Origin of the sequence: Micromonospora sp. NPDC048842 (assembly GCF_040649935.1) — a bacterium.
GTDB classification, from domain to species: domain Bacteria; phylum Actinomycetota; class Actinomycetes; order Mycobacteriales; family Micromonosporaceae; genus Micromonospora; species Micromonospora hortensis.
This window is the reverse complement of the sequence record NZ_JBEZGK010000009.1, coordinates 20,183-35,770: the sequence shown is the minus strand read 5'-3', so window position 1 is coordinate 35,770 and position 15,588 is coordinate 20,183. Positions and strand designations below refer to the sequence as shown.

At 70.8% G+C, this 15,588-nt stretch carries 14 protein-coding genes and 1 tRNA gene; 8 read left to right on the top strand and 7 right to left on the bottom strand.

Going from position 1 to position 15,588, the window contains the following annotated elements:
- Positions 1-8: 8 nt before the first annotated feature.
- The gene (gene lysA / locus AB0C19_RS15025; protein ID WP_357184822.1) at positions 9-1,394 is read right to left on the bottom strand and encodes a diaminopimelate decarboxylase; all 1,386 of its coding nucleotides are present in this window, start codon (positions 1,392-1,394) and stop codon (positions 9-11) included.
- Between the two features lies 1 nt (position 1,395).
- Positions 1,396-3,063, bottom strand: a complete 1,668-nt coding sequence (argS, locus tag AB0C19_RS15020) for an arginine--tRNA ligase (RefSeq protein WP_357184819.1) — start codon at positions 3,061-3,063, stop codon at positions 1,396-1,398.
- Positions 3,064-3,160: 97 nt separating this feature from the next.
- Here argS and AB0C19_RS15015 point away from each other — a divergent pair, with 97 nt between their 5' ends.
- The 5 genes from AB0C19_RS15015 to AB0C19_RS14995 all read left to right on the top strand — a co-directional run bounded on the left by AB0C19_RS15015 (position 3,161) and on the right by AB0C19_RS14995 (position 6,310).
- Positions 3,161-3,964, top strand: a complete 804-nt coding sequence (locus AB0C19_RS15015) for a DUF3105 domain-containing protein (protein ID WP_357184816.1) — start codon at positions 3,161-3,163, stop codon at positions 3,962-3,964.
- 8 nt (positions 3,965-3,972) lie between these two features.
- On the top strand, positions 3,973-4,641 hold the full coding sequence (locus AB0C19_RS15010; protein ID WP_357184813.1) for a DUF305 domain-containing protein: 669 nt from the start codon (positions 3,973-3,975) through the stop codon (positions 4,639-4,641).
- A gap of 266 nt (positions 4,642-4,907) precedes the next feature.
- The gene (locus AB0C19_RS15005) at positions 4,908-5,600 is read left to right on the top strand and encodes a winged helix-turn-helix domain-containing protein (RefSeq protein WP_357185266.1); all 693 of its coding nucleotides are present in this window, start codon (positions 4,908-4,910) and stop codon (positions 5,598-5,600) included.
- A gap of 90 nt (positions 5,601-5,690) precedes the next feature.
- Positions 5,691-5,762: transfer RNA gene (locus tag AB0C19_RS15000), tRNA-Arg, on the top strand.
- Between the two features lie 89 nt (positions 5,763-5,851).
- Positions 5,852-6,310, top strand: coding sequence for a hypothetical protein (locus AB0C19_RS14995; protein ID WP_357184810.1), 459 nt, complete (start codon positions 5,852-5,854; stop codon positions 6,308-6,310).
- A gap of 10 nt (positions 6,311-6,320) precedes the next feature.
- Here AB0C19_RS14995 and AB0C19_RS14990 read toward each other — a convergent pair whose 3' ends face one another.
- The 5 genes from AB0C19_RS14990 to AB0C19_RS14970 all read right to left on the bottom strand — a co-directional run bounded on the left by AB0C19_RS14990 (position 6,321) and on the right by AB0C19_RS14970 (position 12,144).
- Positions 6,321-8,702, bottom strand: coding sequence for an excinuclease ABC subunit UvrA (locus AB0C19_RS14990; protein WP_357184807.1), 2,382 nt, complete (start codon positions 8,700-8,702; stop codon positions 6,321-6,323).
- A 29-nt stretch (positions 8,703-8,731) separates the two neighbouring features.
- Positions 8,732-9,142 (bottom strand): VOC family protein, encoded by a 411-nt coding sequence (locus AB0C19_RS14985; protein ID WP_357184804.1) that lies wholly within the window; start codon positions 9,140-9,142, stop codon positions 8,732-8,734.
- A 5-nt stretch (positions 9,143-9,147) separates the two neighbouring features.
- Complete coding sequence (locus AB0C19_RS14980; RefSeq protein ID WP_357184801.1) at positions 9,148-9,597, bottom strand: helix-turn-helix transcriptional regulator; 450 nt, start codon at positions 9,595-9,597, stop codon at positions 9,148-9,150.
- 71 nt (positions 9,598-9,668) lie between these two features.
- Positions 9,669-10,628 (bottom strand): ATP-dependent DNA ligase, encoded by a 960-nt coding sequence (locus tag AB0C19_RS14975; protein WP_357184798.1) that lies wholly within the window; start codon positions 10,626-10,628, stop codon positions 9,669-9,671.
- Between the two features lie 31 nt (positions 10,629-10,659).
- Positions 10,660-12,144, bottom strand: coding sequence for an MFS transporter (locus AB0C19_RS14970; protein WP_357184795.1), 1,485 nt, complete (start codon positions 12,142-12,144; stop codon positions 10,660-10,662).
- Positions 12,145-12,218: 74 nt separating this feature from the next.
- Here AB0C19_RS14970 and AB0C19_RS14965 point away from each other — a divergent pair, with 74 nt between their 5' ends.
- From AB0C19_RS14965 to AB0C19_RS14955, 3 genes are all read left to right on the top strand, one after another.
- A complete protein-coding gene (locus AB0C19_RS14965; RefSeq protein ID WP_357184792.1) occupies positions 12,219-12,653 on the top strand; it encodes a helix-turn-helix domain-containing protein in 435 nt (144 codons plus the stop codon).
- A 101-nt stretch (positions 12,654-12,754) separates the two neighbouring features.
- Positions 12,755-13,342, top strand: coding sequence for a helix-turn-helix domain-containing protein (locus AB0C19_RS14960; protein ID WP_357184789.1), 588 nt, complete (start codon positions 12,755-12,757; stop codon positions 13,340-13,342).
- Positions 13,342-15,588, top strand: coding sequence for an MMPL family transporter (locus AB0C19_RS14955; RefSeq protein WP_357184786.1), 2,247 nt, complete (start codon positions 13,342-13,344; stop codon positions 15,586-15,588). Before AB0C19_RS14960 ends, AB0C19_RS14955 begins: the two co-directional genes overlap by 1 nt.

The window sequence follows — 15,588 nt, the reverse complement described above, 5'->3', positions numbered from 1 at the left end:
AGGTGACGTCATCCAACATCCAATGCGAGCAGGTCCTCTTCGGTTTCCCGCCGGACGATCAAGCGCGCCTGGCCGTCGCGCACAGCGACCACCGGTGGCCGGGGCACATGGTTGTAGTTGCTGGCCATGCTTCGGCAGTACGCACCGGTGCCGGGCACTGCGACAAGATCTCCGGGCTGCACGTCGGCGGGCAGGAATTCATCCTTCACCACGATGTCCCCGGACTCACAGTGCTTTCCCACCACGCGGGCGAGCAACGGCTGCGCGGTCGAGGCCCGCGAGGCCAGCGTCGCCGAGTAGGACGCGTCGTAGAGGGCGGTGCGGATGTTGTCGCTCATCCCGCCGTCGACGCTGACGTACGTCCGGAGGCCGTCGAGGTCCTTGACCGTGCCGACCTCGTAGAGGGTGAACACGGCCGGCCCGACGATGGCCCGGCCCGGCTCGATCGACAGGTGCGGCACCGCCAGGTTCTCTGCCGCGCACTCCGAATCGACGATCTTGCGGAGCCGCTTGGCCAGATCCTGCGGGGTCGCCGGGTCGTCCTGGGTGGTGTACGCGATGCCGAAGCCGCCGCCCAGGTCCAGCTCGGGCAGCTCCACACCGCGCGCGTCGCGGATCTGCGCCTGAAGGGCGAGCACCCGCCGGGCCGAGACCTCGAAGCCGCTCGCGTCGAAGATCTGCGAGCCGATGTGCGAGTGCAGCCCGCGCAGCTCCAACACGCCCTCGTCGAGGATCTTGAACGCGGCGTTGGCAGCGGCACCGCCGGCCAGCGAGAAGCCGAACTTCTGGTCCTCGTGGGCGGTCGCGATGAACTCGTGGGTGTGCGCCTCGACCCCCACTGTGACCCGGACCAGCACCCGGGGCCGGACCCCGCGCTCGCGGGCCAGCGCGGTGAGCCGGTCGATCTCGGTGAACGAGTCGACGATGATGCGGCCCACCCCGGCGTCCAGCGCCCGGCCCAGCTCGGCGACCGACTTGTTGTTGCCGTGGAAGCCGATCCGTTCCGGCGGCATTCCGGCCGACAGTGCGGTGGCCAGCTCGCCACCGGTACAGACGTCCAGGTGCAGCCCCTCCTCGGCGATCATCCGGACCACCGCCCGGCAGAGGAACGCCTTGCCCGCGTAGAACACGTCCTCGGTCGGGAAGGCCGCCCGGAAGTCGCGGCAGCGCGAGCGCAGGTCGGCCTCGTCGAGGACGTACACCGGGGTGCCGAACTCGGCCGCGATGTCGCGGACGCTCAGGCCCGCGACGGCGACCGCGCCGTCGGCGCCGCGCGTCACCGACCGCGGCCACAGCGCCGGCACGAGCTCGTTGACGTCGGCCGGGGTACGCAGCCAGGCCGGTCCCTGGTTGCTGATGTCCGCGTGCAGCGCACCAGCCTCATGAGCCCTCATGTCACATCCTCTCGGGTGCGGAGACGCCGAGCAGGTAGAGGCCGTTGGCGATCACCGTGCGGGTGGCGTTGTTGAGCCAGAGCCGAGCGCGATGCAGGTCGGTGATCTTCTCGTCGCCCAGCGGCAGCACCCGGCAGTTGTCGTAGAACCGGTGGTAGGAGGCGGCAACGCTCTCCTCCAGGTAGCGGGCCACCCGGTGCGGCTCCCGCAGCTCGGCGGCCGTCGCCACCACAGCGGGGAACTGCGCGAGCGCCTTGAGCAGCTCGTTCTCCTTCTCGTGGTCGAGCAGCTCGGGGCGGAACGCGTCGGCGTCGCCCGGAACCAGCCCCACCTCGGCGGCGTTGCGGGCCACGCCCGCTGTCCGGGCTGCCACGTACTGCACGTAGTAGACCGGGTTGTCGCGGGTCGCCCGGGTCCACAACTCGATGTCGATGTCGATCGGGGAGTCGCTGGAGTAGCGGGCCAACGCGTACCGGGAGGCGTCCACGCCGATCGCGTCGACCAGGTCCTCCAGGGTGATCACGGTGCCGGCCCGCTTGCTCATCCGCATCGGCGCACCGTCGCGCAGCAGGTTGACCAGCTGCCCGATGAGGATCTCCAGGTTGCGCTCCGGGTCGTCGCCGAAGCAGGCGGACATCGCCTTCATCCGGCCGATGTAGCCGTGGTGGTCGGCGCCCAGCATGATCACGACCCGCTCGAAGCCGCGCTCGCGCTTGTCCAGGTAGTAGGCGCAGTCCGCGGCGAAGTACGTCCACTCGCCGTTGGACTTGCGCAGCACCCGGTCCTTGTCGTCGCCGAAGTCGGTGGTGCGCAGCCAGGTGGCGCCCTCGGACTCGTAGAGGTGCCCCTGCTCGCGCAGCCGGTTCAACGCCAGGTCGAGCTCACCCCGGTCGTGCAGGTCCTTCTCGTTGAAGTAGGTGTCGAACTCCACCCCGAAGTCGCGCAGCGAGGTGCGGATCTCGTCGAACATCAGCGCGACGCCCTCGACCCGGAAGACCTCCTGGGCGGCGTCGTCGTCGAGCGAGCGCACCTCCGGCCGGCGGGCCTGCACCTCGGCGGCGATCTCGGCGATGTACGCCCCGCCGTAGCCGTCCTCCGGCGCCGGCTCGCCCTTGGCGGCGGCGAGCAGCGAGCGGGCGAACCGGTCGATCTGCGAACCGGCGTCGTTGAAGTAGTACTCCGTGCCGACGTCGGCGCCGGTGGCCCGCAGCAGCCGGCTCAGCGCGTCGCCGACGGCCGCCCAGCGGACCCCGCCGATGTGCACCGGCCCGGTCGGGTTGGCCGAGACGAACTCCAGGTTGATCTTCTCGCCGGCGAGCCGGTCGCTGCGGCCGTACTCGGCGCCGGTCTCCACGATCACCCGCGCGAGCTGACCGGCCGCTGCGGCGTCGAGCCGGATGTTCAGGAAGCCCGGCCCTGCGATTTCCACCGATTTGACCCCTGGTGCCCGGCCCAGCTCGTCGGCCAGGGCCGTCGCCAGCTCCCGGGGCGGGACGCCGACCTTCTTGCTCAACTGCAGCGCGAGCGTCGAGGCGTAGTCGCCGTGCTCGGGGTTACGCGGTCGCTCCACCACAGTGCTCGCCGGCAACGCGGCGCGGTCCAGCCCACGCTGCTCGAAGACGGCGTGGGCGGCGGCAAGGACGACCGAGGCTAGTTCTGCAGGAGTCACCCAACCATGTTATCGGGGGTAGACTCGGGCATTCGGCGGCTCCCCTGCGCGTCATCCGGCCCGCCACTCCCCTGACCGACCGACTTGACGAGGCACGATGAGCATCAGCACCCCGGGTGGCCCTGAGCGCCGCCCGACCGTGGTCAGCACCGGCAAGAAGCCGGCCGCGGGCCGGCCGGCGTCCGGCGCCAAGGCCGGTTCCGGCAAGCCGACGGGCTCCCCCCGGGCCGGGGGCAAGGGCCCGCGCAAGCCGGTCACCCCGGTCAAGGTGAGCCAGGGCCGCGCGTGGGGGCCGATCGCGCTCTTCGTCGCGGTCGGCGTGCTCGCGGCCGGCATCATCGGGTACGGCGCCTGGGCGTCGTTCCAGGGCTCCAAGCCCTGGGACAAGCGGGCCGACGCCATCGAGGGCATCGTCAACATCCGCAAGACCGACAAGACGAGCCTCGACTACGAGTCGCACAAGTCGGGCCCGCTGACCTACAAGTACTCGCCGCCGGTGGGTGGCGTGCACAACGCCGCCTGGCAGAACTGCATGGGCGACGTCTACGACGCCCCGATCGCCAGCGAGCACGCGGTGCACAGCCTGGAGCACGGCGCGGTGTGGATCACCTACCGCCCGGACCTGCCCAAGGACCAGGTCGACAAGCTCGCCGGCAAGGTGCGCGGCGTCGAAAAGATGCTGATGAGCCCGTACGAGGGCCTGGACAAGCCCATCTCGCTGCAGGCCTGGGGCTACCAGCTCAAGGTCGACAACGCCGACGACTCGCGGATCGACGAGTTCATCAAGGACCTGCGGGTGAACGCCTCCGTCGAGGGCCCGACGGCGCTCTGCAACACCGGCATCACCGCCACCGGCACCACGCCGCGTGAACTCCAGCAACAGCAGCAGCCCACCCAGTAAGGACGGCAATGACCGCTCCGGCAACCACCGACAGCGAGTACGACGAGATCCCGGCCGTCCCGCACGAGGGCGGCCGGGCCCCGGCGTCGCGCTACGGCGTGCTGGCGCTCGCCATCATGCTGGTGGTGGGGCTCCTCCTCGGGTACGCGGGCGGTCTGCTCACCCCGCGGCTCACCCGACCCGGTGACGCCTCCGTCGAGGCGGGCTTCGCCCGGGACATGACGACCCACCACGCGCAGGCGGTGGAGATGAGCCTGATCGCGTACCGGTCGGCGACCCTCCCCGAGGTGCGGCAGATCGCCGTCGACATCGCCACCGGGCAGCAGGGCGAGATCGGCGCGATGCAGACCTGGCTGCGCGAGTGGGGCCTCAGCCCGACCGGGTCGAACCCGCCGATGTCGTGGATGTCCGACGGGGCCGCCGTCAAGGACGGTCTGATGCCGGGCATGGCCACGCCGCAACAGATGACCGCCCTTCGCGACGCCCAGGGCATCGAGGTCGACAGACAGTTCCTGACCCTGATGTACAACCACCACCTGGGCGGCATCCACATGATCGACGCGGCGCTCGGCGCGACCGACAACGCCGAGGTGGTGCGGGTGGCGAACACCATGAAGAACACCCAGCAGACCGAGCTGAACAACCTCCGGCAGCTCCAGGCGCAGGCCAAGGGCTGACCGACCGGACTGGCGCACCCGGCCCGCGTCCCCGCCGATCCGTGGCGGTGACGCGGGCCGCACCATGTCGACTCCAGAGCACCCGCCGGCTCGGCGCCTGCCAACCGCTGGCGCAGCCCCGGCCCCATGCCGAAGCCGTCGTGTATGACCTGAACACCCCTCTCGTCCCTTGTGGGCGTTTTGCGAGGCACAGGCGATTACGTTGCTTAGAGAGTTTTCTCCCCACATATCGTGACCAGTTGCGATTCGGGCTCGTTGCCCAAGACGTGGGGGTTGCACTCAGAGACGCACGGCGTTCGGTAACCAGTTGGTGCCGACGCCACACCATCGGTGGTGACGGGGCGGTGGCAGCCGTCCGTCGCGGACAGCGGCAGGGCGAGCCGGGATTGCTCAGCCGCGAACAGGAACTCGAGTTGATCGACATGCTGCGGGGCGTCCATCCCGACGAGTTCGGCCTGGACGAGGAGTTGTGGACGCGGCAGAGCCTCACCACGCTCATCCAGCGGCGCTTCGAGCTGCCGCTGGACACTGGCGCGGTCGGGGCGTACCTGCGGGCCTGGGGGTTGGGGCCGCGGGAACCGCGCGAGCGGGCCTGCGGGCTCTGCGTCAGCGCTGTCGAGCGTTGGGTCCGCAGCGAGTACCCGGGGATCACCCGGGCCGCTCAGGAGCACCTCGCCGAGGTCTACTGGATCGGCCGGGTCCGGCTGCGCGGCACGATGCCGGCCGCAGACGTGATCTCCGCTGTCTCGTCCCGGGGTCGGGTGCGCTTCATGATCACTACCCCGACTGTGGACCCGCCGCTCCCCCGCGACTTCGTGCTGCGGCTCAGTGGCGAGGAGCAGCGCACCGTCCACCTGATCGTGGATGGCTCCTGGCCACGCAACGAGTGGCCGCGCCGGCTCCCCCGGCGAATCGTCCTGCACCCGCTGCCAAGCTGCGGGCGGGCGGTAGCCGCCTGAGCACCGGGTGGGCCGGTCCGACACGATCGGCTCACCCGATACCGATTCGGCGTACGCAGGGGAGGTTTGCTAGTCTTCTCCAGTCGCTGAGCCCCCGTAGCTCAGGGGATAGAGCACCGCCCTCCGGAGGCGGGGGCGCAGGTTCGAATCCTGCCGGGGGCACGAAGATTGACCAGCACGAGAGGCTCCTGACCAGAAACTCGGTCAGGGGCCTTCATCGTGTTGGCGGCACACCCGCCAGAATGTCGATCATGCTGTTTCTCGGTCTGCTCCTCGCCGCGCTGGGTGGGGCCGTCATCGCGACCGTCCTCACCGTCAGTGGGTTCCGCGCAATGGTCAGGAAGAGCGAACGGTCGGGTCGCCTCCGCTCGGCGGCGCTGCTCGTCGGCGCGGGTGCCATCGCCCTGTACGCCTGGGGCCTGCTCAACCTCGGCTACGCGGTGCTGCAGGCCGAGGACGGTGGTGCCGGATCCGCCCCGGTCGGACCCTGTCGCGAGGCCGGACCACCGGTGGCGAGCCTGGTCGTCGATTACGACGTCACCTTCCTACCGCTGCGCTTCGAGTGCCGCCTCAGCGGTGGCGGCTCCTACGTCACCTCGTCCGTGCCCGGGTACGTCACCCCGGGCACGGCCGGCCTCGGTCTGGTCGCCGCCACCTGCGGAGTCCTCGCCACCACGACGGCTCGGCGCGCCCGACCCCCGATGGCGTGAACGGCGGCCGTCAGCCTCCGACGTACGTCGCCAGGTGCTCGCCGGTGAGGGTGGAGCGGGCGGCGACGAGGTCCGTGGGCGTGCCCTCGAAGACGATCCGGCCACCGTCGTGGCCTGCGCCGGGGCCGATATCGATGATCCAGTCGGCGTGCGCCATGACCGCCTGGTGGTGCTCGATGACGATCACCGACTTGCCGGAGTCGACCAGGCGGTCGAGCAGGCCGAGCAGTTGCTCGACGTCGGCCAGGTGCAGGCCGGTGGTCGGCTCGTCGAGGACGTAGACGCCGCCCTTCTCCGCCATGTGGGTGGCCAGCTTGAGCCGTTGCCGCTCACCGCCGGAGAGAGTCGTGAGCGGCTGCCCCAGGCTCAGGTAGCCGAGCCCGACGTCGGCGAGCCGGTCGAGGATGGCGTGCGCCGCCGGTGTACGAGCCTCGCCGGCGCCGAAGAACTTCTCGGCCTCCGTCACCGACATCGCGAGCACCTCGCTGATGTCGCGACCGCCGAAGCGGTATTCCAGCACCGATGCCTGGAACCGCTTGCCCTCGCAGTCCTCGCAGGGGGCAGCGACGCCCGCCATCATTCCCAGGTCGGTGTAGATGACGCCAGCGCCGTTGCAGCTCGGGCAGGCACCCTCGGAGTTGGCGCTGAACAACGCCGGCTTCACCCCGTTGGCCTTCGCGAACGCCTTGCGGATCGGGTCGAGCAACCCGGTGTACGTGGCCGGGTTGCTGCGCCGTGAGCCGCGAATCGCGCCCTGGTCGATCGAGACCACGCCCGCGCCGGCCGGGATCGAGGAGTGCACGAGCGAACTCTTGCCGGAGCCGGCGACGCCGGTCACGACGACGAGCACCCCGAGGGGTACGTCGACGTTCACGTCCCGGAGGTTGTTGGCAGTGGCGCCCCGGATCTCCAGCTTGCCGGTGGGCGTCCGCACCGTCTCCTTGAGTGCCGCCCGGTCGTCGAGGTGGCGGCCGGTGATGGTGCCGCTGGCCCGCAGACCTCCCACTGTGCCCTCGTAACAGACCGTCCCGCCCTCGGTGCCGGCGCCGGGCCCGAGGTCGACGACGTGGTCGGCGATGGCGATGGCCTCCGGCTTGTGCTCCACGACCAGCACCGTGTTGCCCTTGTCGCGCAGTTGGAGCAGCAGCTCGTTCATCCGTTGGATGTCGTGCGGGTGCAGCCCGATCGTCGGCTCGTCGAAGACGTAGGTGACGTCGGTGAGCGAGGAGCCGAGGTGGCGGATCATCTTGGTGCGCTGCGCCTCACCACCGGAGAGGGTGCCCGACGGTCGATCGAGCGACAGGTAGCCCAGCCCGATCTCCTCGAACGAGTCGAGGAGGTGTTGCAGGCCGGCCAGCAACGGGGCCACCGACGCGTCTTCGATCCCGCGCACCCAGGCCGCCAGGTCGCTGATCTGCATGGCGCACGCGTCGGCGATGTTCTTGCCCTTGATCTTCGACGACCGGGCCTCCTTGCTGAGCCGGGTGCCGGCACACTCGGGGCAGGTCGTGAAGGTCACCGCCCGCTCCACGAAGGCGCGGATGTGCGGCTGCAACGCGTCGATGTCCTTGGCGAGGAAGGACTTCTGGATCGACGGGATCAGGCCCGCGTACGTCAGGTTGATCCCATCAATCTTGATCTTGGTGGGCTCCCTGTGGAGCAGGTCGTGCAGCTCCCGCTTGGTGAACTTGGCGATCGGCTTGTCCGGGTCGAAGTAGCCGCAGCCCCGGAAAATCCGGCCGAACCAGCCCTCCATGCTGTAACCCGGGATGGTGATCGCGCCCTCGTTGAGCGAGAGGTTGTCGTCGTAGAGCGCCGACAGGTCGATGTCGGTCACCGCACCCATGCCCTCGCACCGCGGGCACATGCCGCCGAGACGGTTGAAGGTCGCCTTCTCGGTCTTCGTCTTGCCGGCGCCGCGATCGACCGTGATCGCGCCGGTCGCCTTCACCGAGGGAACATTGAAGGAGTACGCGTTGGGCGAGCCGATGTGCGGCTGCCCGAGCCGGCTGAACAGGATGCGCAGCATCGCGTTGGCGTCGGTGGCGGTGCCGACGGTGGAGCGGGAGTTGGCGCCCATCCGCTCCTGGTCCACGATGATCGCCGTGGTCAGGCCATCCAGCAGGTCGACCTCGGGCCGCGCCAACGTCGGCATGAAGCCCTGCACGAAGGCGCTGTAGGTCTCGTTGATCATCCGCTGTGACTCGGCCGCGATGGTGCCGAACACCAGCGAGCTCTTGCCGGAGCCGGAGACACCCGTGAACACCGTCAGCCGCCGCTTCGGGATCTCGACGCTGACGTCCTTGAGGTTGTTCACCCGCGCGCCCTGCACCCGGATCAGGTCATGGCTGTCGGCGACGTGCGGCGCGGACGGCTGGATGGCCGTGCTCATCGTGTCTCCATCTGTCGGGCGCGCAGGACTCAGCGCACTTCCTGGATGCGGACCATATTGCCCGCCGGGTCCCGGAAGGCACAGTCGCGCGCGCCGTACGGCTGCTCGGTCGGCTCCTGGACGACCTCGGCGTCGCTGGCCTCCAGCTTGGCGAAGGTGGCGTCGAGGTCGGTGGTGGCGAGGTTGACGCCGAAGTAGCTGCCCTTGGCCATCAGCTCAAGGATGGTCTGCCGCTCGTCGTCGGTAATGCCGGGGTTGGCGGCCGGCGGGTGCAGGACGATGGCGGTGCTGGGCTGGCCGACCGGCCCGACCGTCATCCACCGCATCCCCTCGTACCCGACGTCGAGGCGGACCTCGAAGCCGAGGATGTCGCGGTAGAAGGCCAGCGAGGCCTCCGGGTCGGTATGCGGCAGGAAACTCGAGTGAATGGTGATGTCCATGCTGGTCACGCTAGTTGCGGCTCGGTGACCCGCGCTTCTCGATTCCTGACCGGTCTGGTCACCTGCTTCGCCACGCACGACGGCATTCCGGCCGTCGCCTGCGCCGCCTGCCGCCGATAGACGCTCGGCGGCACGCCCACCAGCTCGGTGAAGCGGGTGCTGAAGGTGCCCAACGACGAACAACCGACAGCGAAACAGACGTCGGTGGCGCTCAGGTCGCCACGGCGCAACAGGGCCATCGCCCGCTCGATCCGTCGGGTCATGAGGTAGCTGTACGGAGATTCGCCATAGGCGAGCCGGAACTCGCGGCTGAGGTGCCCGGCCGACATGTGCGCGCCACGGGCGAGCGCCTCGACGTCCAACGGAGACGCGTACTCCCTGTCGATCCGGTCGCGGACCCGGCGCAGCCGCGCCAGGTCGGCCAGTCGCTGGGTCGCGTCGGATTTGCTGCTCACCTGCGAAATCGTGCCACAACCCACCGACAATCCGCCGCACGCCGAGCGCGGGCTGGGGTCCGACGAGCCGGTCAGCCGGCCTCGCGGCGGGCGCGGGCCCGGCGCTTCCCCTCGTGCATGGCCTGCACCCGGGCCACCGGGATGGTCCGGCCCTCGGCGACGAGGTCGGCGGGGAGCGACTGCGGGGCCGGCATCAGCGCGGCCCACGGGTCGCCGTCGGCGAGCAGTGCGGGCGCGGTCCGGATGGTGAAGTCGGCGGGGGTCACCTCGGTCAGGTCGGCCCAGTCGACCGGGAACGAGACCGGCATCCCCGGACGCAGCCGAGGGCTGTACGCGGCGGCCACTGTCGCCCCGCCCGCCCGGGTGGCGTCCACGAAGACCCGGCCACCCCGGTCCTCCTTGATGTACGCAGTGGTGGCCAGCGCCGGGTCGAGCCGCTCGGCGCGGACGGCGAGCGCCCGGGTGGCGGCTGCCAACTCCTCGGCCGTTGGTTCGTCGGTCACCGGGACGAAGACGTGCACGCCCTTGGCGCCGCTGGTCTTGACGGCGCCGGCCAGACCGGCGTCGGCGAGCGCCTGACGGACCAGCAGGGCGGCGTCGACCGCCTGACGGAACCCGTCGCCGTCCGGCGGGTCCAGGTCGAGGATCAGGTGGGTCGGGCGGTGCAGATCCGCCACGGTGGCCAGCGTCGGGTGGTACTCCACCGCGCGCTGGTTGGCGAACCAGAGCAGGGTGCGGCGGTCGTCGCAGAGGGCGTACGAGATCTCCCGGTGCGATGCCTCCGCCCAGACCGGCGCCCGGCGGACCCAGTCCGGGGTGTAGCGGGGCAGGTTCTTCTGCATGAACGGCGGCTGGCCGGGGCGGACCCTGATCACCGACAGCGGCCGGCCCCGCAACTGCGGGAGGATCCGGTCCCGGACCGCGTCGAGGTAGTCGACCAGGTCACGCTTCGTCGCGTCGTCGCGGTCGGACAGCGGCTGGTCCAGGTTGGTCAGGGCCACGCCGTCCCGGGTCTCGTCAGCCTCGCTCACCCGACCACCCTCCCGGCCTCGCCGCCGTCGGTCAACTGGACGCGGCGCTTCGATACGGATCGGTTCCGGCGCCCAACCCGGCCGATTCCGACGGGTCGGCCGCCGACGGCGGCCCGGCCGGGCGTCGGGGCAGTGTGGTCGCCGCCACCAGCCACGCGGCGACCACGAGACCGGCGGCCACGGCGAACGCGGTCCGATAGCCGCCGGCGAGCGCGGCGGTCTCGGCCCAACCGGCGGCCCGCAGCCCGTCGCTGCGGGTGGCGGCCAGGGTGGCCAGCGCGGCCAGGCCGACCGCCCCGCCGACCTGTTGGGTGGTGTTGGCCAGGCCGGAGGCGAGCCCGGCGTCGGTGTCGGTCGCGCCGGCCATGGCCAGTGTGGTGACCGCCGGCAGGGTCAGGCCGCCGGCCACCCCGAAGATCAGCATCGCGGGGAGTACGTCCGCGACGTAGCCGCCGTCGGCGGGCAGCCGGGCGAGCAGGAGGAAGCCGACGGTCGCCAGGCCGAGCCCGGCCAGCAGCACGGTCCGGGCACCGAAGCGGGCGATCAGCCGACCGGCCAGGCCGAGCGAGACCACGGCGATGACGACAGGGGTGGGCAGGAAGGCCCAGCCGGTAGCGGCGGCGTCCAACCCCAGCACCAGTTGCAACTCCACGGCGAGCAGGAACTGGAATCCGAAGTACGCGCAGACCATGAGGAACTGCACGGCGTTCGCCGCCACCAGACCCGGGACGCGCAGCACCCGGGACGGCACCAGCGGAGTCGCCGCCACCCGTTGGCGCAGCGCGAACCCGCCGAGCAGCAGCGCCGCGAGGGCCACAGTGCCGAGCGTCCGAGGGCTGGTCCAGCCGTGCTCGCCAGTGCCGACGATGCCCAACACGGCAACCATCAGACCGGCGGTGGCGAGCAGCGCGCCGGGCAGGTCCAGGCCGGCGCGCAGGCCGATCCCTCGTTCGGCCGGGAGCCGGCGGAGGGCCGCGATGAGGATGGCCGCCCCGATCGGCACGTTGACCAGGAAGATCGTCCGCCACCCGGCGGCCTGGGTGAGCACCCCTCCGGCGACAGTGCCGACCGACGCACCGGCCGCACCGGTGAAGCTGAAGACGGCGATGGCGCGGGCCCGCTCGGCCGCTTCGGAGTAGAGCCGAACGATCATGCCGAGGCTGACCGCCATGGCCAGCGCGCCGCCGACGCCCTGCCCGAACCGCGCGCCCACCAGCAGTGCCGGCCCGGTGGCGACCGCGCAGGCCAGCGAGGCCAGCGTGAACAACGCGACGCCGGCCAGGAAGACCCTGCGCCGGCCCAGCAGATCACCGAGCCGGCCGGCGAGCAGCAGCAACCCGCCGAACGCGACCAGGTAGGCGTTCACCACCCAGGCCAGGTCGGCGGCGCTGAAGCCCAGGTCGCGTTGGATGGCAGGCAGCGCCACCGCGACGACGGTGCCATCCAGGATGATCATCAGGCTGCCGGCGCAGAGCACCAGCAGCGCCGGCCAACGGGATGGGACGACACGCTCCACGAAACCCTCCTTGGTGCACGGTTTGTTACCGAGGTCATCGTCTGTGACCATGAACCGGAGCGGAAGGAGGCACTTTGATGTCCCAGAGGAACAGCGATGTGTCCGCGCTGGTCGAGGCCGAGCTGACCTGCGCGGCCGGGAACGTTCCGTTCACCCCGGGCCAGGCGCGGGCGTGCACCGTCCGCGAGGTGCTCGACCGGGTCGGCGGCAAGTGGAGCATCGGCATTTTGGTGGCCGCCTCACACGGGCCGGTGCGCTTCACCGAGTTGGAGCGGCACATCGAGGGGATCAGCCGCCGGATGCTCACGCTGACGCTGCGCAACCTGGAACGGGACGGCCTGCTGCACCGCACCGTCTACCCGACCGTCCCGCCCAAGGTCGAATACACGGCCACCCCGATGGCGCTGGAGCTCTACGAGTCGCTGGTCGCGCTGACCAGCTGGGCCGAGCGGCACCGCCGGGCCATCGCCGAGGCGCGGACCAGGTACGACACCCAGCACGCCGGATAAAACCCGCCGAGGTGTGGTGAACGCCACCGCTTCCATCTGACCGATCGGTCAGGGTCTGACCGATCGGTCAGGCATGCTGGTCTGCGGGAGGTGGACCGGGCATGGTCAGAGCGGTACCAGACACGCACGGCGAGATCCTCGCCGCGGCGGCGAGGCAGTTCACGGTGACCGGCTACCGGGGCACCTCCCTGCAGGACATCGCCCGGGAGGTCGGCTGTTCCAAGGCCACTGTGCTCTACCACTTTGCCAACAAGGAAGCCCTGCTCGCCGAGCTGATGGCCCCCGCGATCGAGGTGCTTCGCAGCCTCGACGACCAGCTCAACGGCCTGACCGGAGCTGCCGCGCAGGAGGTCGCCGCACAGGGCTTCGTCGATCTCGCGGTCCGGTTCCGGCAGGAGATCGCCGTACTGCGCGGCGAGTTCCCGGAACTGCTGTGCCAGCCGGCCTTCGCGCACATCCAGGAGATCTCCGACCGGCTGCGGGACGCGTTGGCCGGCCACTCCGACCGGCCGGGCGCCCGGATCGCCGCGCTGGTGCTGCTCGCCGGCATCTCCGAGGCGTGCGCCGAGTTCGCCGACATCCCCGACGACGAACTGCGCCTCGCCCTGCTCACCCTCGCCCGACGGGCCGTCGAACCCGTCGACGCACCCCTGCCCCATCCACCCACGACCGAGGACAAGGACTCCTGATGGCCACCCTGCTCTACCGGCTCGGCCGGGGCGCGTTGCGCCGGCGACGGCTCGTCGTCGCGCTCTGGCTCGTCGTACTCGTCGTCGCCGGCCTGGCCGCGGCGACCCTGCGCGGCCCGACGGCGAGCAACTTCACAATGCCCGGCACCGAGAGCCAGCGGGCGCTCGACCTGCTGGCCGACCAGTTCCCCGCGGCCAGCGGCGCCACCGGCACCATCGCGGTCAAGGCGCCCGCCGATGGTCAACTGGCCACCCCGCAGGGTCAGGCAGTGGTGCAGGAACTCGTCCAGCAGGCGTCGACACTGCCCGGCGTTGTCGGCGCGGTCAACCCGCTCCAGGTCGGCGCGGTCTCACCCAACGGGCGGTACGCGCTGGTCCAGGTGCAGTTCGCCACCGGCGGGGACGACGTCACCGACGAGCAACGCACCGCGTACGAGCAGGTTGGCGCAGCGGCCAAGGCGCAGGGTTGGCAGGTCGCCCCCGGCGGTGAGGTGCTCGGCGGCGAGCCGGAGATCGGCTCCACCGAGGCGCTCGGCGTGCTGGTCGCCGCGATCGTCCTGATCATCACGTTCGGTTCCCTTGTCGCCGCCGGCATGACGATGCTCAACGCGCTGATCGGCGTGGGCGCCGGCATGGCCGGCCTGTTCGCGCTGAGCGGCGCCGTCCAGCTCACCAGCACCGCGCCGATCCTGGCGCTGATGCTCGGTCTCGCGGTCGGCATCGACTACTCACTGTTCATCACCTCCCGGCACCGGCAGAACCTGCTCGAGGGCCTGTCACCGGAGGAGGCGGTCGGACGGGCCGTGGGCACCGCCGGCTCGGCAGTGGTGTTCGCCGGCGCCACAGTCGTCATCGCCCTGGCCGGGCTCGCCGTGGTGGACATCCCGTTCCTCACCGTGATGGGTCTCGCCGCCGCCGGCACCGTCACCGTCGCCGTACTGGTCGCCATCACCCTCCAGCCGGCGCTGCTCGGCTTCGCCGGCCGTCGGGTGCTCCCCCGCCGCCTCCGCTCCGTCCCCACCGACGGCACCGCCACCGACGGCACCGCCACCGACGAGGACGACTCGGACATCACCGACCGGCCGGCCGCGACGACGACCACGACCACGACCGAGGAGCGCAACCGGTTCGGTTTCCGCTGGGCGCGACTGGTCACCAGGTTCCGTGTACCTGTCATCCTGGTCGGCCTGCTCGGCCTGGGGCTGCTCGCGCTGCCCACGCCGGACATGCGGCTGGCCCTGCCAGGCGCCGCGACGGCCGCCGTCGGCTCACCCGCCCGGGTGGCGAACGACCTGACCGTCGAGGGCTTCGGGGCGGGCTTCACCGGCCGGCTCGCGGTGGTGGTCGCCGGTGACACGCCACAGGCCACATCGGCTGCCGTACCGCAGGTCACCGCCCTGCTTCAGCGCACCGAGAACGTCCTCGCGGTGGCGCCGCCCCAGCTCAGCCCGGACGGCCGGACCGCGCTGCTCGGCGTGGTGCCGAAGACCGGCCCGACCGACGAGGCCACCGAGACCCTGGTGCACGACATCCGTGGCGCGGTGAGCGGTATCCCCGACGCGGACGTACTGCTCACCGGCGTCACCGCCATCGGCATCGACGTCTCCGAGAAGCTCTCCGACGCGCTACCGATCTACCTGCTGCTGGTGGTCGGGCTCTCGGTGCTGCTGCTGATGCTGGTGTTCCGCTCGCTGCTGGTGCCGATCAAGGCGGCGCTGGGCTTCCTGCTCACCGTCGCCGCCACGTTCGGCATCACGGTGGCCGTCTTCCAGCAGGGACACCTCGCCGACCTGGTCGGCCTGGACACGCCCGGCCCGCTGATCAGCTTCCTGCCGATCCTGCTCATCGGCATCCTGTTCGGGCTCGCCATGGACTACGAGGTGTTCCTGGTGTCCCGGATGCGGGAGGACTTCGTCCACGGCGAGACCGCCCGACAGGCCACCATCAGCGGCATGGGGCACGGCGCACGGGTGGTCACGGCCGCCGCGCTGATCATGATCTCGGTCTTCGGGGGCTTCGTCTTCCTCGAGGACCCAGTGATCAAGTCGATGGGCTTCGCGCTCGCCATCGGTGTCGCCATCGACGCGTTCGTGGTCCGGATGACCATCGTCCCGGCGGTGATGTCGCTCCTTGGCGACCGCGCCTGGTGGCTGCCCCGCTGGCTCAACCGCGCCCTGCCCAATGTGGACATCGAAGGCGAGGGCCTGCGCACCCACCTAGAAGACCGCACCCCAACCCGCGTCTAG